This is a genomic window from Pirellulimonas nuda (assembly GCF_007750855.1).
GTDB lineage: Bacteria > Planctomycetota > Planctomycetia > Pirellulales > Lacipirellulaceae > Pirellulimonas > Pirellulimonas nuda.
Map to the genome: position 1 here is coordinate 4,332,810 of NZ_CP036291.1, position 18,738 is coordinate 4,351,547.

An 18,738-nucleotide genomic window follows, 5' to 3' on the forward strand; every position below is an offset into this window, starting at 1 on the left:
CCCCGCCATGCCCCTGCTCAGCCCATCCGACGTGAAGCCGCCACAGCCGGCGCCGGCGCGTCGGCCGAAGCTGCTGGCCATGGAGATCGAGGTGCGCGGGCACCACTCCATGTACGTGCGCAACCTCGCGTCGGCCTGGCAGGAGTTCGCCATCCCGGCGGACGTGACGTTCCTGTTGACCCCCAAGTTCTTTGAGCTGCACCCAGACGTCGTTGCGTTTGTCCGCGAGCGCCGCGCGTGCGGGGTGTCCATCGAGTCGCTCACCGAGACGCAGTCGCAGCGGATGGAACGGTCGAGGCTCACCCGGCACTTCTACGCCTGGGAGTACTTCTGCGACTACGCCGAGCGGCACTCCGCAGACCACGGCCTGCTGCTGTACTTCGACATGTTCCAGCTCCCGATAACGCTCGGCCGTTCGGCGCCCTGCCCGTTCTCGGCGATCTATTTTCGGCCGACGTTCCACTACCGGCACGTCCTGCGCAACTACTCCCCTGGCTGGCGAGAATGGCTGAAGGGGGTCCGCAAGCGTGCGGTGCTGGCCCGCGTGCTCCGGAACCGGCGCCTCGAGCGCCTCTACTGCCTCGACCCCTTCGCGGCCGATTTCATCAACGCAAAGATGCCCTCGTCGACCTCCGTCTCGGCCCTCGCGGACGCCTACTTTGAGACCGAGAGCGCGCCCGGACGCGTCGCCGACCTACGCGACTCGCTCAACATCGAGCCGGGGCGGACCGTCTGCTGCTCGCTCGGGGTGATGGACCGACGCAAGGGAGTGAAAGAATTGTTGGAGGCGTTGCCGCTGGTTCCCCCCGAGGCGGCCAGACGGATTTGCTTGTTGCTGGTCGGGCACATGCCGCCGGAGTACGCGGCGCAGGTGACGCCCGTTCTCGAGCGTGTGCAGAAGGAGACTTCGGTGCAGGTGATCCTGCGCAATACGTTTGTCGATGAGCAGGAGTTTCAAGACTACTTCGACCTCTCCGACGTGCAGCTCACCACGTACCAGCGGCACATGGGATCGAGCCAGATGTTGGTCCGCTCCGCGCGGGCCTGCAAGCCGGTTCTGTCTTCCGATTACGGGCTGATGGGCGAGGTGGTGGTCCAGCACGGGCTGGGGCTCACTTGTGACACGTCGAGCCCCGCGGCGCTCGCCGCCGGATTGGAGCGCATCGCTGAATCAGACCTGACCACGCTCGTCGACCGCGACCGCGCCAGGCGTTTTGCGGAGCAAAACTCCCGCCGCGCGCACGTCGAGAGCCTGTGCCAGATGTTCGAGTCGCCGGCCAACGGAGGGGCGCCGTGACCCAAACCGTCGCCGCCAACCCGGCCGTCGCCGCCACGCTCACGCCGCAGCCTCCTGCTCCGGCGCCGTGTAGCAGCGCGTCGGCCGACTACCGGCGCGACCTGAAGATGGGGGGGCTTTCGCTCGCGGACCAGTTGGTGGTCAGCGGCGCCAATTTCCTCACGTTCGTCATGCTTTCGCACTGGTGCACGAAGCAACAGGTGGGGCTTTTTGCGCTGGCCTGGACGGTGTCGGGGTTCCTGCGTACCGCGCAGGAACGCCTCATCTCGGCGCCCTACCTAGCGTTTGTGCACCGCCACGAAACAGATCAACCCTCGCTGCTAGGCAGCAGCCTAGTGCACCAGGGCTGCTTCGCGGCGCTCTGCGGGTTAGCGGTAGCCGCGGGCGCCCTGGCGCCCTGGTCGGATGACTTGGCGCGGATGCCGATCGTATTCGCGGCCCTCGCGGCATCGCTTCCGCTGATGATGCTCCGCGATCACCTGCGGGTCGTCTGCTCGGCCCACTTCCGCTTCTACACCGAGATCGCGATGGACCTGCTGGTTGCGTGTACGCAGCTCTCGGCCATCGTATTGCTGGCCGGGGCCGGGGCGCTGAACGCCGCCACTGTGACCGTCGCACTAGGGTTGGCCTGCCTGGCTCCAAGCCTCTGGTGGCTGGCGCGGCGGGCGCAGCCGTTCCGGATCGACCCGGCGCGCCTGGCGACAGACTGGCTGACCAGTTGGCGTTACTCCCGCTGGCTAGTCGTGGCACGCTCGATCAGCCTGGGCGCCTACCAACTCATCCCCTGGTTGGTGGTGTTCTACCTAGACACCGAGCGTGCGGGCGTGTTTGCCGTTTGCAGCAACCTGGTCGGACTCTCGCAGATGTTTGTGATGGGCGCCAACAACTACTTCCAACCCAGGACGATCGCGGCGATGCAGACGCAGGGCATCACGGCCATGTGCCGGTCTTTGCTCGAGACAGTCCTGGTTTTCACCGTGATCCTGTCCGGACTGACGCTGGCCCTCTACTTCGCCGGGGGCTGGCTGCTCGGCGCGATCTACGGCGCCGACTACGCAGAGTATGGCCACCTCACCTTCTTGATCGCGCTGGCGACTCTGGCGATCTGCGTGTCGGTCGGCTGCGGCAACGGCCTCGCTGCGTTGGGCAAGCCCCGGGGCTACCTGTGGGGCGAGCTGGCCTACTTCGCGGTGTCGATCGGTTGCGCGATGCTGCTGATCCCCCGGATGGGACTGACGGGCGCCGCTTGGTCCCTGGTGGCGGGGGGCGTGACTGTCTCCTTGGTGACCGCCCTCACGCTGGCGCTGCTGGTGCGTGAGCACCTGCGAGAAGAGCGATGGTCCTCCACCCCCGCGGAGGCCGTGGAATGAACGCTGCCTCGACGAATCCTCCGCTGCTCACCGGTTGGGGCCTGCTGGCGGTGCTGTGCATCGGCTCCGGCTTCTGGTTTGTCGACCACAGCTGGGACCGGGCCATCCGCTACGCGGGCGTGGATGAACTAGAGTACGGAACGGAGAACGACACCGCGGACCGGCTCGACGACGTCAACGCAGAGTCGACCCTGGCGCGTGTGGCGCTCGCGGCGGTGGGGGGCCTGCTCTTGCTCACACAATCCGGCGCCCGACTCAGCCTCAGAGACCCACTGCTCGTCACCCTGGGCTTGCTTGGGACGTTCCTCGTCGCCTCGTACTTCTGGTCGGAAAACCCCGGGTACACGTTCTTCAAGCTGGCCGTTCTGGCGGTCTTCGTGCTCGCCGCGGCGGGTCTGTCCTACCGGCTTCCGCTGGGCGAGTTGGCGACGGCGCTCGTGGTGGTCTGCCTCGGGTATATCTTGCTGGGGGTGCTAGTCGAGGTTGCGCTGGGGGTCTTTCGGCCGTACGGCGCCTACCGCTTCATCGGCACGTCGCACCCCAACACCGAGGCCATCTTCGGCGGCATTGTGTGCCTGGGGGCGCCCGTGGTGGCCAGCCGCAGCTCCAACAAGCCGCTGGTGTTCTGGTCGCTGGTGGCGGTGGGTCTTGCGTGTGTGTGGCTCACCAAATCGCGTACGTCGCTCGGCGCGCTCGTGTTGGCGTTCGCCGCGATGCAATCGCTGGGGCTGCGGCGCGGGTCGCGGATGATGGTCGCCTCGATCCTGGCGTTTGCCGTCGGGTTCGGGTGCATCGCTTACTCCATGCTGGACAGCCACAGCACCGAGCGGATCGAGACCGCGCTGGCCATGGGACGCACCGAAGAGCTCGGGAGCCTCACCGGCAGGCTTCCCCTGTGGGAAGAGTTGCTGGACCACGTCGCGAAGGCCCCGATCCTTGGCTACGGCTACCTCGCCTTCTGGGACGCCGAGCGCGTGGAAGAGCTCAGCGACTTGTTCTCGTGGGAGATCCCGCACGGACACAACATGTACATCGACATCCTGCTTGACGGCGGGACGGTCGGGCTGGCGCTGGTCGTCTTGTTGTTCGCTGTAGGGCTGGTGGTCACCGCCACGCGGTTCCTCCAAACCCACGACTACGCCAGCGCGTTCAGCTTCGGCGTGCTCCTTTTCTGTATCGCCAACGGCTTTGCCGAGTCGCTGTTCAAGCTGCCCGGCATGGGCTGCTTCGTGGTGGCGTGTTTGCTGCTGGGACACGTCTGGCGCCGCGAGGCGTCCGAAGCGCCGGCTGCCGAGCCTGCCACGCGCCGCCCGGCCTACGCCGGCACGACACGGAGGGTGATGGCGTGACCAAGAGGCAGCCTCAACCCGCAAGCACGCCGACCGTGCTGGTCGTCGGCCAGACGCCGCCGCCGACGCACGGCCAGGCGGTCATGATCGAACTGCTGCTCAAGAGCCAGATGCAACGCGTCCGGCTCCGCCACGTGCGGATGACCTTTAGCGACGGCATCGAAGAAGTAGGCCGATTCCGCCTCGCAAAGCTGGGGCGCCTGCTCGGACTCGTGCTGCGGATCGTCTACGCCCGGTTCGCCTACGGCGCCACGGCGCTCTACTACCCTCCGGCGGGTCCCAACCGCACGCCGCTTTACCGAGACATGGTGGTGCTGATCGCTACCCGCTGGTTATTCCGCCGCACGGTCTTCCACATGCAGGCCAGCGGCGTCAGCGAGTTGTACCCGAGGCTCAACGCGGTAGAACGCTGGCTGTTCCGCCGGGCGTACGGGCGGCCCGACCTGGTGATCCGGCTCTCCGAGGCGACCGCCCCAGACGACGTGTGCTTCCATGCGAAGCGGGTCGCCTTCATCGCGAACGCCACGCCCGACCTCGCTTTCCGCACCGACCCGCAAACGCCGCGGTGCGGCCCGTTGCGGTTGCTGTACGTGGGCAATGTTTGCGAGAGCAAGGGCGCCCCGCTGCTGATCGACGCGGTAGCAGAACTCGCGCAGCGCGGCGTCGCCGTTGAGCTGCGTATCGTCGGCGCCTTCATGCCGGCTGGGCTGGAGGGGGTGCTGCGCAGCGCCATCGCGAGCGCCGGGCTGGGCGACCGCGTCACGCTTTGTGGACCCAAGTACGGCGCGGATAAGCTCGATGAGCTGATCCGCGCCGACGTCTTCTGCTTCCCCACGCACTACGAATCGGAAGCCTTCCCGTGCGTGCTGGTCGAGGCGATGTCGTTTGGCCTGCCGGTGGTCGCCACACGCTGGCGTGGGGTGCCGTCGATCGTCGACGAAGGCCAAACAGGCCTGCTATGCCCCACCCACGACCCGGCGGCGATTGCCGACGCAATCGAACGACTGGCCGGCTCGCCGGAGCTGCGATCGCAGATGGGCGCCGCGGGGCGGGAAAAGTACGAGCGGTGCTACACGGTTGATCGCTACCACCGGAGAATGGAAGAGGCGCTCGCCGGCGTGTGTGAGCCAGCAGCCCCGCGCGGCGCGCACGCCGCGGGCCCCGTCCTTGCCGCCGGCGGCGACTCCAACATGGAGCTGGCGCGATGATCACCGACACCCTCAGCCCCCGATCGGCTCCGCCACGGTTCGACCGTGCGACGGTCGTCGGCGTTGGCTTCGATGTGTGCGATTACGACTCGGTGGTCGCCTGGCTGGGTGACTCGGCCTATGCGAGCGAGACGGCCCGGTACGTTTGTGTCTCGAACGTGGCGGACGTGATGGACGCCAAAAAGGACACGTCGTACGCCTCGGCGCTCGCCGCCAGCGCGCTCACGGTCCCCGATGGCGCGCCGGTGGTGTGGGCCATGCGCAAGGCGGGGTGGCCGATCCGCAAGCGTGTTTACGGGCCCACGCTGATGGAGCGGGCGTTGGAATCCGACGCCCTGGCCGAGCGGCGGCACGTGTTGATCGGCGGGTCGACCGCGGGACGCGACGGCGTTCGCCGGCGGTTTCCGGAAGTGAACTGGGTCGGCGAGCTGGACTTCCGCTACGACCAGCTCGACGACGCGGCCCTGGCCGAGCTGGCGAACCAGTACGCGGGCCTCCAGCCCGACTACGCGTGGGTGTCGCTCGGGGGGGGCAAACAGGTGCGCTTCATGCACCGCTTCGCGCCGCTGGCCCCGCCCAGCGTGCTGCTGGGGGTCGGCGCCGCGTTCGATTTCCACGCCGGACTGACCCGCCAAGCGCCGCGCTGGATGCAGGAGGGGGGCCTGGAATGGCTGTTCCGCTTGGGCGTCGAGCCACGCCGGCTCTGGCGCCGGTACCTGCTCCACAACCCTCCGTTCCTCTACCACTGGGCCCGCGAGGCGGTCAGGCCCTCGCAACCCAAACGCTAGCCGCGAGGCAATTCGTTACTCTCTTCGTTGATTCTCCATTGAAAGCCGCACCATGAACGTCACCAAGCAACCGACCGAACGCATCGACGTCTTGCCCGCACAGCCGCCCGCCGGCGAGCAAGCGGCGCGACGAGCGCTGATCGTGCTCCCCGCCTACAACGAAGAAGAATCGCTCCCACCGCTGCTAGACGCCATCCAGAGCACCTTGACGGCCGCGGGCGTGGGCTACGAGGTGCTGGTGGTCGACGACGGCAGCCAAGACGGCACCGCGCGGGTCGTCAGCCAGGCGTCGTTCCGGATGCCGGTGACGCTGGTGCAGCACGAGCAGAACCGGGGCCTGGCGGCGGCGCTGCGTACGGGCCTCGAAGCGGCCGTGCGGGCCAGCGGGCCGGAGGACGTGATCTTCACGCTCGACGCAGACAACACCCAGCCCCCCGGCCTGATGCCGCGGATGCTTTCGATGATCTCCGAGGGGCACGACGTGGTGATCGCGTCGCGCTTCCAAGCGGGGTCGCGCGTCGTCGGCGTCCCCTGGCGCCGCAACCTGATGAGCCTGGCCGCACGCGGGCTGTTCACCGTGGCGCTTCCGATCCGCGGCGTCCGCGACTACACGTGCGGGTACCGGGCGTACCGCGCCACGGCCCTGCGGGACGCGATGAACCGCTACGGTGACGCCTTCGTAAGCGAGACCGGTTTCTCTTGCATGGTCGACGTGCTGCTCAAGCTGCGGGGCCAGGGGCTGGTGATGGGCGAGGCGCCGATGATCCTCCGCTACGACCAGAAGGGGGGCGCCAGCAAGATGCGGGTCGCCCGCACGGCGTTGCAGACGCTCTCGCTGATCGCCCGGCGGCGGTTGGGCCAGACGGGGGGCAAGTGATGAAGATCATCAATGCTACACCCAGCAGCGACCGGGGCTGGGCCGTCGTGGGGGGCGGCGCCCTGGGGCTGACCATGGCCCTGCGGCTGGCCCAGCGTGGCGTGCCGGTAACGGTGCTCGAAGCCGCGCCGCAGCTCGGCGGACTCGCCAGCCCGTGGCGGCTCTCCGACGGCGCGCCCGAGGGCGCGGACGACGCGGCCTCCGGCGGCGACGCAACCTGGGACCGCTTTTATCACGTAACGCTGCTCTCCGATTCGCACCTGCGCGGCCTGCTGGGCGAGCTCGGCCTCGAAGAGAAGATGCGTTGGGTAGAAACCAAGACCGGTTTCTATTCCGGCGGCAAGCTCCACTCGATGTCGAACTCGCTGGAGTTCCTGCGGTTCCCGCCGCTGACGACCGCCGAGAAGCTGCGGCTCGGCGCCACGATCTTCTACGCCTCAAAGATCAAGAACTGGCGCAAGATGGAGCAGGTCCCCGTCGCCGACTGGCTCCTCCGGCACTCCGGCCGCGGCGTGTGCGAGAAGATCTGGCTGCCGCTGCTGCGCGCCAAGCTGGGCGACGCGTACCGTGACACCTCCGCGGCGTTCATCTGGGCGCACATCAACCGCATGTACAGCGCCCGACGGTCCGGCCTCAAGAAGGAGATGTTCGGCTACGTCCCCGGGGGCTACGCCACCGTGCTCGGCAAGCTGTACAGCCGGCTGCGCGAACTGGGCGTCGAAATCCGCTGCGGCTCCACGGTATGGGAGGCCCGCAGCGCCGCGGGGGACGCCGGGGTCGAGGTGACGCTGCAGTGCGGCGAGACCCGCACCTACTCGAACGTGGTGTTCACTACCCCCTCGCCCACCATCGCCGCGGCCTGCCCGCAGTTGACGCCGGCCGAGCGCGATCGGTTCGAGGGGGTCCGCTACCTGGGCGTTGTGTGCGCCTCGCTGCTGCTCAAGCGGCCGATCTCGCCCTACTACGTCACCAACATCACCGACGGGTGGGTGCCGCTGACCGGCGTGATCGAGATGACCACGATCGTCGACCCCGCCGAGCTGGGGGGCCGCTCGCTGGTCTACCTGCCGAAGTACGCGTCGTCCGACGACGCGATCTTCAAGGTTTCCGACGCGGAGCTGCGAGAGCGTTGGCTCGGCACCCTTGAGAAGATGTACCCACACTTCCGCCGCGACCAGGTCGAGGCCTTCCGCGTAGCCCGCGCCCGGCAGGTGATGGCGCTGCCGACGGTTGGCTACTCGGACCGCCTGCCGCCGATGAAGACCAGCGTGCCGGGCGTGTGGGGCGTGAACTCGGCCCACATCCTCAAGGGGAACCTCAACGTCAACGAGACCATCCAGGTCGCCGAGCAAGCGATCCGCGGCCCGATGGCCATGGCGGTCGCCGCCTCGCGTCCCTACTCCTCCTTCCTCCCGCCGAGCTATGTCCCGCGCGAACGCGAGTTTGTCGCTCGATCTTGACAACCAGTGGGCGTACCTGCGGTCGCTGGGCAAGAAGGATTGGCCCGACGCCCCCAGCTACCTGCCGGTGGTGGCCGGGCGCGTCTGCGCGTTGCTGGCGCGTCACGGCTGTGGCATGACGGTGTTCGTGGTGGGTCACGACCTTGATTCGGCGGAGAACCGAGACGCGGTGCTCCGCCTCGCGGAGGCCGGTTGCGAGATCGCCAACCACTCGCAAAACCACCTCCCCTGGCTCGACCGGCTCGATCCCGCCGAGCTGCTGAGCGAGGTCGTTGAAGCAGAAGACGCGATCGCGGCGCTGGTGGGCGAGCGGCCCGTCGGCTTCCGCGCCCCAGGGTTTAGCTGGTCGCAGGAGCTGTTTACGCTGCTCGCCGAGCGTGGCTACCGCTACGACGCCTCGACCTGGCCCACGCCGGTCGGCCCGTTGGTCAGCCGGTACAGTCAGAGGCTGGCGGACGCGCCCGCCGAGCGGACGCAGAAGTTTGGCGGCCTGCGTGACGGCTTCCGGCGGCTTTCGCCCTACACGCTCTCGACCCCCGCCGGGCCCCTGGTCGAAGTGCCGGTCACCACGATGCCGTTCACGCGGCTGCCGATCCACGCGACGTACCTGATGCACCTGTGGCAGAAGTCTGCGTCGCTCGCCCGCGTGTACCTGAAGACCACGTTCGCCGCGTGCCGCCTGGCGGGGGTGGCCCCTTCGATGCTGCTGCACCCGCTCGACCTGCTCGGCGGCGAAGAGGCGCCGCTGCTGTCGGGGTTCCCGGGCATGGGGCTTGGGAGGGAGGCCAAGGCGGCGGCGCTCGACCGGCTGCTGAAGACCATCACCGACCGGTTCCAGGTTTGCACGATCGGCCGCCAGGTCGCTTCATTGACCGCCGCCCCGATCCTGGCGAGCGCGCCTGGCGCATGATGCACCCGATGCTTGCCCGCGACCTGAGCCCTCGCGCCCAGCGCCTCTGGATGGTCGCCATCCTGGCGTTGCTCGCCGCGTATCATCTGGCGACCATTCAGCGGCAATGCCTCTTCATCGACGAGGCGGCCGAGCTGCAACTGTCTCAGCAAACGATCGGGCAGATCGTGTGGGCTGCCGACTCGATGCCGCCGCTGTACGCGCTCTCGCTCAAGGCGTGGACAAGCGTGTTTGGGGCAGGCGCTTCAGCACGCTGGCTCTCCGCGTTGTACCACGCGGCGACCGTGGTCGCCGCGTGGTTGCTGCTGCGCAGGCTCGCCGGGCCACGCCTCGCGGTCGTCACCGCCGCGGTCGTTGCGTTCACCCCGCTGTTGCTCTTCTACGCGCAGCTCATCCGCGGCTACGCGATGTTCACCATGCTGGCGGTCTGCGCCATGGGGTTGCTGGCCGTGGCGGCGCGCTGGAACCGCGTGCTCGACTGGGCGTTGTTTGTTGCGGCGGGCGTGCTGGGGATGTTCTGCCACTACTACTTCGCCCTGTTGCTGGCGACCCTCGCGCTTCTTGCGCTCGCAACGCCCAAAGCCGCCAGGGTGCGGGCCGTTGCGGCGTTCTTGGCGATCGGTCTGCTGGCGTCCCCAACCGTGCTGCTGGTGGGCTCGGACCTCCGCTTCCAGAAGGGCATCCGCGAATCACGCCCCCTAAACGCGAGCGCCGCCGCGTACACGTACTTTTCCATGCTCAGCGGGTACACGCTTGGCCCGTCGCGCGCTCAACTGCATGCACTCGGCGCAAGGGCCGCTGCGGCCGACGCGGCCCCCTGGGCGCTGGGGCTGGCGGCGGCGGTCGCCCCGCTGGGCTGGCTCGGCGTCGTCGGGCTGCGGCGCCATCGGCTTGCGGTGGGGACCCTTGCGCTGCTGTTTGTGCCGGTGCTGCTGGCGGGCGCGCTGGGTTGGGCGTCCGGCGTGACGTACAACACCCGCTTTGTCGCGTGGTGCGCCGCCCCGCTGGGGCTGCTGCTGGCCGCGGGCATGGTAGAAGGGCTCTCGCGCCGCGGGGTCCTCAAGTGGGCCGCCGTGGCCGCCACTGCGCTGCTGACGCTGCTTTGTTGCGTCGCCATCTACAACCGGGCGGAGTCGCCGCGGTACGCGAACGAAGACCTCCGCTCGGCCGTCGCGGCCATCGAATCAGCGGAACTCGGGCCGACCGACAACGCGGACCCTTCCCCCGTGCTGGTGGTGTCCGGCTACATGTCGGAAGTAGCGGCGTTGTATCTGGCCCAGCCCGGCCGGGCGATCCCCCTGCCCCGCCCCGAGACTGCTGAGCCGGTCGTCGCCGACGCTCGGCAGGCAGAAGCGGCCGCACAACAGGCCGTCAAGCTCACGCAAGAACACGGCGGGTGGCTGATCTACACGCGCCCGTTCCACGGCGACCCGGATGGTCTGCTGCTCGATGCAATGCGGGCCAGGCTTGACCTGGTAGAGCAGACGCCTTGCGCCGGCGTGCGGGTGTTCCGTGTTACGCCGCGGCGGGACTACTAGGCCTTGGCCGACTCTCTTGCGGCCGCCTCGCGCAGGCCGGCGCATTCCGGCTTCGGGTCGCTGCAGGCGTGGCACATCACCTCTCCCTTGGAGTCCTTCATGTTCGCCAACCCGCCGCATGAGCCCTTGAGTCGGCGGTTGGAGAAGATCACCCCCGCCGCCAAACCGGCGATGGCGAGCGCGAAGAACGCGGCGGTGATCAGGTAGATGCCCATAGCGATGCTCTACTTGGATGTCGTCTGGTCGATAGCCGCGGTCCACGCAGTCGTGGCCCGCTCGCGGAAGCCTTCGTCGGTGCGTTCGATAAAGAGCGCGGCCACTTCGTTCTGCTCACACCAATCGTACCCCGCGCGGGGGCCCATGACCAACAGCCCGGTCGCCAGCGCGTCTGCCTCGGCGCAGGTCGGGGTCCGGACGGAGACCGTGGCGAGGGTGTGCGTCACGGGGCGGCCCGTCTTGGGGTCGATGGTGTGCGAGTAGCGTTTCCCCCCTTCCTCGAAGAAGTTGCGGTAGTCGCCCGAGGTCGCCAGGGCGCCGTCTCTCAGCTCCACCACCGCCTCTACCGTACGCCCCTCGGAGTCGGGCTTCTCTACGCCGATCCGCCAAGGCGAGCCGTCCGGCTTAGCGCCACGGGTGCGGACCTCGCCGCCGATCTCCACCATGGAGCTGCCCACCCCCTCGCCCAGCAGCAGCTCGCTCACCGCGTCGGAGCCGTACCCCTTGGCGATCGCCGAGAGGTCGAGGTAGACGTCTGGCGCCGATTTCTTCAGCGCGGGGGGCTCGCTGCGGGCCTCGACTTTTCGGTAGCCCACCCTGGCGAGCGCAGCGGCGATCTGGGCGTCTGTCGGCGGCGCGTCACGGCGCCCGTCGGGCCCGAAACCCCACAGGTTCACCACGGGCCCGACCGTGGGGTCGAACGCGCCCTGGGTCTGCTCGGCTACCTCAAGCGCTAACTGCACAACGGCGGCCGTCTCTGGCGAAACCTCGAACCAGTCGGTCCCCTGCTGGGCATTGAAGCGCGACAGCTCGGAGTCCGCCTGGTAGGTGGACATCTGGTCGTTGACCGTCTTCAGCAGGCCATCGACTAGGCTTTGCAGCCGCGCGACTTCGGCCGCGTTGCCGTCCGCCGGCAGCACCACGCTGACGTTGTAGCGGGTGCCCATCGTGGGGCCGCTGAGCTTGTACACCTCGGCGCGGAAGAAGCCATCACAACCGAGCGTGAAACAAACTACGCAGGCTAGAAACAACCGCGGATGAACGCCGATGAACGCCGATGGGGTCATTGCGTTTCGCGAACTCCGGCGGCGCCTGCTCTTCTCTTCTCTGCGACTCTGTGGTTAGCCTTTCTACCCGCCGAAGTCGTCGAAGGCGATGTTTTCCTTCTCGACACCCAGGTCGTCCAGCATCTTGAAGACGGCCGCGTTCATCATCGGCGGGCCGCAGATGTAGTACTCGATGTCCTCGGGCGCCGGGTGCTCCTTCAGGTAGTTGTCGTGCAGCACCTGGTGGATGAAGCCGGTGTAGCCGTCCCAGTTGTCCTCGGGGAGCGGCTCGGAGAGGGCGATGTTGAACTTGAAGTTGGGGAAGTCCTTCTCGATCGCGCGGAACTGATCGACGTAGAACAGCTCGCGGCTGCTGCGGCCGCCGTACCAGTAGGTGACCTTGCGGCCCGTCTTGACGCGCTTGAACAGCTCGAAGATGTGGCTCCGCAGGGGCGCCATGCCGGCCCCGCCGCCGATGTACACCATCTCGGCGTCGGTGTCCTTGATGAAGAACTCGCCGTAGGGGCCGGAGATGGTGACCTTGTCGCCCGGCTTGAGGCTGAAGATGTAGCTCGACATCTTGCCGGGCGGGGTCCCCTCGGGCGCACGGGGCGGCGGGCTGGCCACGCGGACGTTGAGCATGATGATGCCCTTCTCGCCCGGGTAGTTGGCCATGGAGTAGGCCCGCACCACGGGCTCGTCCACCTTGGAGGTGTAGCGCCAGACGTTGTACTTGTCCCAGTCGGAGCGGAACCGCTCCTCGACCTCAAAGTCCTTGTACTGGACCACGTGCGGCGGGGCCTCGATCTGGATGTACCCGCCCGCCTTGAAGTCGACCTCTTCCCCCTCGGGGAGCTTGAGCTTGAACTCTTTGATGAAGGTGGCGACGTTGTGGTTGGAGATGACCTCGCATTCCCACTTCTTGGTCTCGAACGCCTCGTCCGGCACGACGACCTTCATGTCCTGCTTGACGGCCACCTGGCAGGAGAGCCGACAGCCCTCGCGTTCCGCCTTCTTGTTGATGTGCGTCTTCTCGGTGGGCAGGATGTCGCCCCCCCCCTCAAGGATGTTCACCTTGCACTGGGCGCAGGTGCCGCCGCCGCCGCAGGCGCTGGAGACAAAGATGCCCTCTTCGGCGAGCGCCCCCAGCAGCTTGCCCCCTACCGGCACGCTGATGTCCTTCTGGCCGTTGATGTTGATCGTGACGTTCCCGGACGGAACCAGTTGGCTCTTGGCCAAAAGGATCACGGCCACAAGCGCGAGAACCACGCCGGTGAACATCGCCACGGCGGTAATGACAGTGAACATTGGATGCTAGGAGTTGAGGTTGGGCTGTCAGCTGTTAGCGTTCAGCTTTCAGCCCGAACCCTCCGACAGGCAGGCTGACGGCTGATTGCTGAAAGCTGACCGCCCCGTTACCAGATTCCGCCGAACGACATGAACGCCAGCGACATCAAGCCGGCGGTCATAAACGTGATCCCTAGGCCGCGTAGCCCCTCGGGGACGTCGCTGTACTTCATCTTCTCGCGGATCGCGGCCAGCGCGGCGATCGCCAGGCCCCAGCCGAGGCCCCAGCCGAAGCCGGCAACGACGCTCTGCGGGAAATTATAGTCGCGTTCGACCATGAAGAGCGAACCGCCGAGGATGGCGCAGTTCACGGTGATCAGCGGCAGGAAGATGCCCAGCGCGTTGTAGAGCGGGGGGAAGAACCGGTCGAGCGCCATCTCCAAGATCTGCACCATCGCGGCGATCATGCCGATGTAGCTGATCAGGCCGAGGAACTCCAGGTTCAGCGTGGAAAGGTACTCCCGCCACTCGCCCGACAGGCCGAACAGGTTGGCGACCCAGGTCAGGGCGCCCTCCTTCAGCAGGTACTGGTAGATCAGGTTGTTGGCCGGCACGGTGATCGTCATGATCAGCACCACGGCGATGCCCAGCCCGACGGCCGTCTTCACGTTCTTCGACACCGCGAGGAACGTGCACATGCCCAGGAAGAACATGAGCGCCATGTTCTCGCCGAACACGCTCTTGAGCAGCAGTTGGATGTACTCTTCCATTGTCTTTGCTCTGGTTTTCTGTCCGCGAATGTCGCGAATCTACGCGAATAAAAAGGGTCGTCTCATATAACGTTGTTCGCCCGATCCGCGGACGGTTCTCTGCAGCTAGTCGGCGGCCTCGACCTGCTCGGGCTTCCAGGTCCGCAGCAGCCAGATCAGGGCCCCGATCAGGAAGAACGCGCTGGGCGGAAGCAGCAACAGGCCGTTGGGGACGTACCAGCCACCCTCGGTCGCCAGCGGGAAGACGGTGAAGCCGTACAGCTTGCCGGAGCCGAACAATTCGCGGACGAAGCCGACCGCCACCAGCACGATCGCGTAGCCGGTGGCGTTGCCTACCCCATCGAGGAAGCTCATCCACGGGGGGTTCTTCATGGCGTACGCCTCGGCGCGGCCCATCACGATGCAGTTGGTGATGATCAGGCCGACGAAGACGCTCAGCGTCTTACTCACTTCGAAGAAATAGGCGCGCAGGAACTGATCGACCACGATCACCAGCGACGCGATCACCGTCATCTGCACGATGATGCGGATGCTGCTGGGGATGTAGTTGCGGATCAGGCTGACCACCAGGTTGCTCATGCCGACCACGAAGATCACGGCCACCCCCATGATGACCGACGTCTCGAGCTTGACCGTCACGGCCAGCGCGGAGCAGATGCCCAGCACCTGCAGCATGATGGGGTTGTTGTCGAACAGCGGGTCGAGGAGGACCTTCTGTGCGGATTGCTTGGCCATAGGTCGGCGGGGGTTGGGCGTGCTGCTTTCTAAGCACGGATGTCGCGGATACGGTGGGCGGGTCTACGTAGCCGAGTCGGCCTGCCTGGCGTTTTGCTCGAGGAACTTGCCGAAGCCGTCCTCGCCGAGCCAGTAGCGGACCAGGTTCGAGACCCCCTTGGTGGTGATCGTGGCGCCGGAGAGCCCGTCCACCTGGTGCTCGGGGTCGGTGATTGGCGTGCCCCCCTTGAGGACCTCAATCAGCACGTCGCCTTGGTCGTCGAGCGCCACCTTGTCGGGCCATTGCGACTTCCACTTGGGGTTGTCGACCTCGCCCCCCAGGCCGGGCGTCTCGGCGTGCTCGTAGAAGGTGATGCCGCGGACGGTGCGGCCGTCTCCCTGCATGGCGAGGAAGCCGCGGAGCGTCGACCACAGCCCCTTGCCGTAGATCGGCAGCACGTAGCCCTCGACGCCCCCCTCTTCGCCCTTGATCTCGTAGACAAAGGTCGCCTTCTCGCGCCGCGCGATTCCGGGCAGGTCGCCCGGGGGCGTCACCGGCTCGCTGGTGTCGGGCTGCTTGGCCGCCTTGCGCGGATCGTAGTTCGCCTTGTCCTTGTCCGAGAGCTCCTCGGCCGGCTTGCCGGTGGCGAGGTCGATCAGCAGCAGGTTGATGCGTTCGTCGAACAGCACCTTAACCTCTTGCTCGGTGGCGTCCTTCTCGCACAACCCCGCGGCAATCAAGACGTTCTTGTTGCGGTCGAGCGTCTTCTGCGCTTCCTGCTTGTCCTTCAGGCCGACAGCGGCGCCGGCGACCAGCACCGAACAAACGACGCACAGCACCGTGGCCACCACAAAGGTTCCCAGCACACTGTCACGTTCCATAGCGGGCGACCCTCTGGCTAACGTTCGCTTGAATGACGAAGTAATCGATGAGCGGCGCCATCGTGTTGCCGAACAAGATGGCGAGCATAATCCCCTCGGGGAACGCCGGGTTGATCACCCGGATCATGATGGTCATCACGCCGATCAGGGCGCCGTACCAGTACTTGCCTGCCTCGGTCATCGAGGCCGAAACCGGGTCGGTAGCCATGAAGACCGTGCCGAACGCGAAACCGCCGATCACCAGGTGCCACATGGGCGAGATCTGCGTCATCGGGTTGTCGCTGTAGACGCGGAAGGCCCACAGCAGGGTGGCCATCCCCACGGCGCCGGCGACGCAGCTCACCATGATCCGCCACGAGCCGATGCCGGTGGCGATCAGCAGCCCGGCGCCCAGCAGGCAGGCCAGGGTCGAGGTCTCGCCCATCGAGCCGGGGATGAACCCGAGGAACGACTCCATCCAGCCCTGGTTGATCACCTGCGAGAAGGTCGACCCCGGCTCGGAGCTGCCGAGCTTGGTCAACACCGTGGCGCCAGAGTACCCGTCCGCGGCGGCCCACACCGAGGCGCCGGCCAACTGGGAGGGGAAAGCAAAGTAGACGAACGCCCGGGCCGTGAGGGCCGGGTTGAGGAAGTTCTTGCCGGTGCCGCCGAAGATCTCCTTGCCGATGACGATGCCAAACGCGATGCCCATGCCCACCTGCCACAGCGGCACCGCCGGGGGGAGCGTGAGCGGGTAGAGCATGCCGGTGACGAGGAACCCTTCGTTGATCTCGTGGCCCCGGATCAGCGAGAAGATAAGCTCGCAGACGCCGCCGACCGCCATCGTGGTGATGTAAATCGGCAGGAACCACAGGGCGCCGTGGATGAAGCAGCCCAGCACGTTGTTCGGGTTGTGATCGCCCAACCCCAGCAGGCCCAGCACCGTCTCACGCCACGAATCGATCGGCGCCGCGCCGGCCTGGATCGCCAGGTCGGCCTGCAGGCCGGTGTTGTACATGGCCATCAAGATGCACGGGCCCAGCGCGACGATCACCATCGACATCATCCGCTTCATGTCGAGCGCGTCGCGCACGTGTGAGGCGTGCTTGGTGACCTCGCCCGGCGTGAACAGGAACGTGTCCTGCGCCTCGTAGAGCGGGTAGAGACGCTCCAGCTTGCCCCCTTTTTCGAAGAGGGGCGCGATCGCGTCGAGCTGTTGACGAATGAATTTCATGGCTTTGTTGGTAGGTCAGGCAGCGCCTGACGTCGTGGCTGTTCTTCGCCGCTGGCTGTTCTTCGCCGCCGTGTCAGGCGCCGCCTGACCCACGGGTTGCCTATCCCTCGTGCTCGATGCGGGTCAGGCTTTCCCGCAGCATCGGCCCGTAGTCGTTCTTGCTGGTGCAGACGAACGTGCACAGGGCCAAGTCTTCCTCGTCCAGCTCAAGGCAGCCGAGCGACTGGGCCGAATCGGTGTCTCCCACCGCCAGCGACTTGAGCAGCGCCGCCGGGATGATCCTCAGCGGCATCACCTTGTCGTGGTTGCCCAGCGGCACGATGGAGCGGTGGCTCCCTTCGGTCGAGGTGGTCAGCGCGAAACGCTTCGCCCCCGGGATCCAGTTGGCCGCAAACGCCGGCACGACGCTGAATTTCTTGAATCCCGGGCCCATCCAGCCGATGAAGTCGCGTTGCTTGCCCTCGAGCAGCAGCGAAACCTGCGTGTGGTACCGCCCCAGGAAGTCGCACGGCGCCTTCGCGGCCCGGCCGGCGAAGACGCTGCCCGACACCACGCGAACCGGAAACGGCAGGCCGGGCTTAACTTCCCCTTCGGTCAGCTCAGAGAGCGATGCGCCCAAACGGGTCCGCACCAAACGCGGGTTCACCGCCACCGGGCCGGCCACGGAAACCACGCGGTCGGTCATCACCTTGCCGGTGCGCATCAAGTGGCCAACCGCCGCCACGTCCTGATAGCCGATGTGCCAAGAAACGTGGCCCAGGCTGGCCGGGGCAAGATAGTGGATGTGCGTGCCCGGCAGCCCCGCGGGGTGGGGGCCGGCGAACTCGACCGTCTCGACGCACCCCAGGTCCGCCCCGGGGATGTTGGAGTCGGGCGCGACGCAGAGAAATATCGGGCGGTCCGCCAAGACGCTCAGCGCTTCGAGCCCGGCGACAAACTCCCGCTCAAGGTTCGCCAGCACCACGGCCGGGTCGGCCGCGAGCGGGTTCGTGTCGATCGCTGTGACAAAGATCGCCTCGGGGACCTGATCGATCGGCGGGACGGCGCTAAACGGGCGGGTGCGCAGAGCCGTCCAGAGGCCGCTCTCGACCAGCAGGTCGCGGACTTCGTCCCGCTTGAGCAGCGTCAGGTTGGCCTCGGGGTAGAAGCCGAAGACCTCCTCTTCGTCCCCGTCGAGCCGGACCACTACCGACTGAAACTTCCGCTTGGCGCCGCGGTTGACCGACACGATCTCGCCCGCGCCGGGCGACGTGTAGCGGACGCCCGCGTTCTTTTTGTCGGTGAACAGCAGTTGACCGAGCTTGACGCGGTCCCCCTCGCGGACCTCCATCGTCGGCTTCATGCCGATGTAGTCGTCGGCCACGAGGGCGACGTGGCGGGCCGCGGTGGCCGCCTCGATGACCTGGGTTGGGGGGCCTTCCAGCGGCAGGCTCAGGCCGCGCTTGATGTCGATGCGACTTGCCATAGAGCGTGTGAGCGGCCGGTGCGGCGAAGAAATCGAGGTGCGGTGGGGTACGATACCAGTCCAGGCTACCCGCTCGTGAAATTTTTCACAAGAGCGGGCCGAGAGCCAGCATGGTTGACTTTTTCTCTTGGAGGCCGTCCCGGCGTGCCAGCGGTGGGCGTTCTGGCCTGTCTGGACGGCAGTGCGGGCCGGCGACCGCCAGCGGGCCATCGGCCGAGGGGCAGTCGCAAACTCTTCCTCTACATTCTTCCCGCCTGACAGCAAGATGATACACACATAGAGTCGGCCCGCAATGCAGAACGGTTACGAATTCTTCATCGCCGCGGCGATCCGGCGCCCGAGCTGCTG

17 protein-coding genes are annotated in these 18,738 nt (G+C 66.9%); 9 read left to right on the forward strand and 8 right to left on the reverse strand.

Translation table 11 applies throughout. The features are described from left to right. Window positions 1–7 precede the first annotated feature (7 nt). From Pla175_RS16770 to Pla175_RS16810, 9 genes are read left to right on the forward strand one after another with little or no spacing between them, the layout of a single operon-like run. Complete coding sequence (locus tag Pla175_RS16770) at window positions 8–1,297, forward strand: glycosyltransferase (RefSeq protein WP_197526919.1); 1,290 nt, start codon at window positions 8–10, stop codon at window positions 1,295–1,297. Beyond that, entirely contained in the window at window positions 1,294–2,667 is a 1,374-nt protein-coding gene (locus tag Pla175_RS16775; protein ID WP_145287653.1) for a lipopolysaccharide biosynthesis protein, read from the forward strand. The genes Pla175_RS16770 and Pla175_RS16775 overlap by 4 nt, the downstream gene beginning before the upstream one ends. Continuing rightward, the gene (locus tag Pla175_RS16780) at window positions 2,664–4,016 is read left to right on the forward strand and encodes an O-antigen ligase family protein (RefSeq protein WP_145287656.1); all 1,353 of its coding nucleotides are present in this window, start codon (window positions 2,664–2,666) and stop codon (window positions 4,014–4,016) included. The genes Pla175_RS16775 and Pla175_RS16780 overlap by 4 nt, the downstream gene beginning before the upstream one ends. Then, a complete protein-coding gene (locus Pla175_RS16785; protein WP_145287659.1) occupies window positions 4,013–5,224 on the forward strand; it encodes a glycosyltransferase in 1,212 nt (403 codons plus the stop codon). Before Pla175_RS16780 ends, Pla175_RS16785 begins: the two co-directional genes overlap by 4 nt. Next, window positions 5,221–6,012, forward strand: a complete 792-nt coding sequence (locus tag Pla175_RS16790) for a WecB/TagA/CpsF family glycosyltransferase (RefSeq protein WP_145287662.1) — start codon at window positions 5,221–5,223, stop codon at window positions 6,010–6,012. Before Pla175_RS16785 ends, Pla175_RS16790 begins: the two co-directional genes overlap by 4 nt. Before the next feature lie 52 nt (window positions 6,013–6,064). Then, window positions 6,065–6,889 (forward strand): glycosyltransferase family 2 protein, encoded by an 825-nt coding sequence (locus tag Pla175_RS16795; protein ID WP_145287665.1) that lies wholly within the window; start codon window positions 6,065–6,067, stop codon window positions 6,887–6,889. Next, the gene (locus tag Pla175_RS16800; protein ID WP_145287668.1) at window positions 6,889–8,349 is read left to right on the forward strand and encodes an NAD(P)/FAD-dependent oxidoreductase; all 1,461 of its coding nucleotides are present in this window, start codon (window positions 6,889–6,891) and stop codon (window positions 8,347–8,349) included. Before Pla175_RS16795 ends, Pla175_RS16800 begins: the two co-directional genes overlap by 1 nt. Further along, a complete protein-coding gene (locus Pla175_RS16805) occupies window positions 8,312–9,259 on the forward strand; it encodes a polysaccharide deacetylase family protein (RefSeq protein WP_145287671.1) in 948 nt (315 codons plus the stop codon). The genes Pla175_RS16800 and Pla175_RS16805 overlap by 38 nt, the downstream gene beginning before the upstream one ends. Next, window positions 9,256–10,797: a glycosyltransferase family 39 protein gene (locus tag Pla175_RS16810; RefSeq protein ID WP_145287674.1), complete on the forward strand. Its 1,542-nt coding sequence runs from the start codon at window positions 9,256–9,258 to the stop codon at window positions 10,795–10,797. The genes Pla175_RS16805 and Pla175_RS16810 overlap by 4 nt, the downstream gene beginning before the upstream one ends. Here the strand turns inward: Pla175_RS16810 and nqrM are convergent. The 8 genes from nqrM to Pla175_RS16850 form a co-directional block, all read right to left on the reverse strand. Beyond that, the gene (nqrM, locus tag Pla175_RS16815; RefSeq protein ID WP_145287677.1) at window positions 10,794–11,012 is read right to left on the reverse strand and encodes a (Na+)-NQR maturation NqrM; all 219 of its coding nucleotides are present in this window, start codon (window positions 11,010–11,012) and stop codon (window positions 10,794–10,796) included. The genes Pla175_RS16810 and nqrM overlap by 4 nt on opposite strands. 9 nt (window positions 11,013–11,021) lie before the next feature. Next, window positions 11,022–12,080 (reverse strand): FAD:protein FMN transferase, encoded by a 1,059-nt coding sequence (locus tag Pla175_RS16820; protein WP_231953940.1) that lies wholly within the window; start codon window positions 12,078–12,080, stop codon window positions 11,022–11,024. Window positions 12,081–12,143: 63 nt separating this feature from the next. Next, window positions 12,144–13,367 carry an NADH:ubiquinone reductase (Na(+)-transporting) subunit F gene (gene nqrF, locus Pla175_RS16825; protein WP_145287680.1) on the reverse strand — a complete coding sequence of 408 codons (1,224 nt, stop codon included), beginning with the start codon at window positions 13,365–13,367 and terminating at the stop codon, window positions 12,144–12,146. 107 nt (window positions 13,368–13,474) lie between these two features. Then, on the reverse strand, window positions 13,475–14,116 hold the full coding sequence (nqrE, locus tag Pla175_RS16830; protein WP_145287683.1) for an NADH:ubiquinone reductase (Na(+)-transporting) subunit E: 642 nt from the start codon (window positions 14,114–14,116) through the stop codon (window positions 13,475–13,477). Window positions 14,117–14,221: 105 nt separating this feature from the next. After that, window positions 14,222–14,851, reverse strand: a complete 630-nt coding sequence (locus tag Pla175_RS16835) for an NADH:ubiquinone reductase (Na(+)-transporting) subunit D (RefSeq protein WP_145287686.1) — start codon at window positions 14,849–14,851, stop codon at window positions 14,222–14,224. Window positions 14,852–14,914: 63 nt separating this feature from the next. Further along, on the reverse strand, window positions 14,915–15,712 hold the full coding sequence (locus Pla175_RS16840; RefSeq protein ID WP_145287689.1) for a Na(+)-translocating NADH-quinone reductase subunit C: 798 nt from the start codon (window positions 15,710–15,712) through the stop codon (window positions 14,915–14,917). After that, on the reverse strand, window positions 15,702–16,925 hold the full coding sequence (locus tag Pla175_RS16845; RefSeq protein WP_145287692.1) for an NADH:ubiquinone reductase (Na(+)-transporting) subunit B: 1,224 nt from the start codon (window positions 16,923–16,925) through the stop codon (window positions 15,702–15,704). The genes Pla175_RS16840 and Pla175_RS16845 overlap by 11 nt, the downstream gene beginning before the upstream one ends. 100 nt (window positions 16,926–17,025) lie before the next feature. Then, window positions 17,026–18,390 (reverse strand): Na(+)-translocating NADH-quinone reductase subunit A, encoded by a 1,365-nt coding sequence (locus Pla175_RS16850; RefSeq protein ID WP_145287695.1) that lies wholly within the window; start codon window positions 18,388–18,390, stop codon window positions 17,026–17,028. Window positions 18,391–18,738 lie beyond the last annotated feature (348 nt).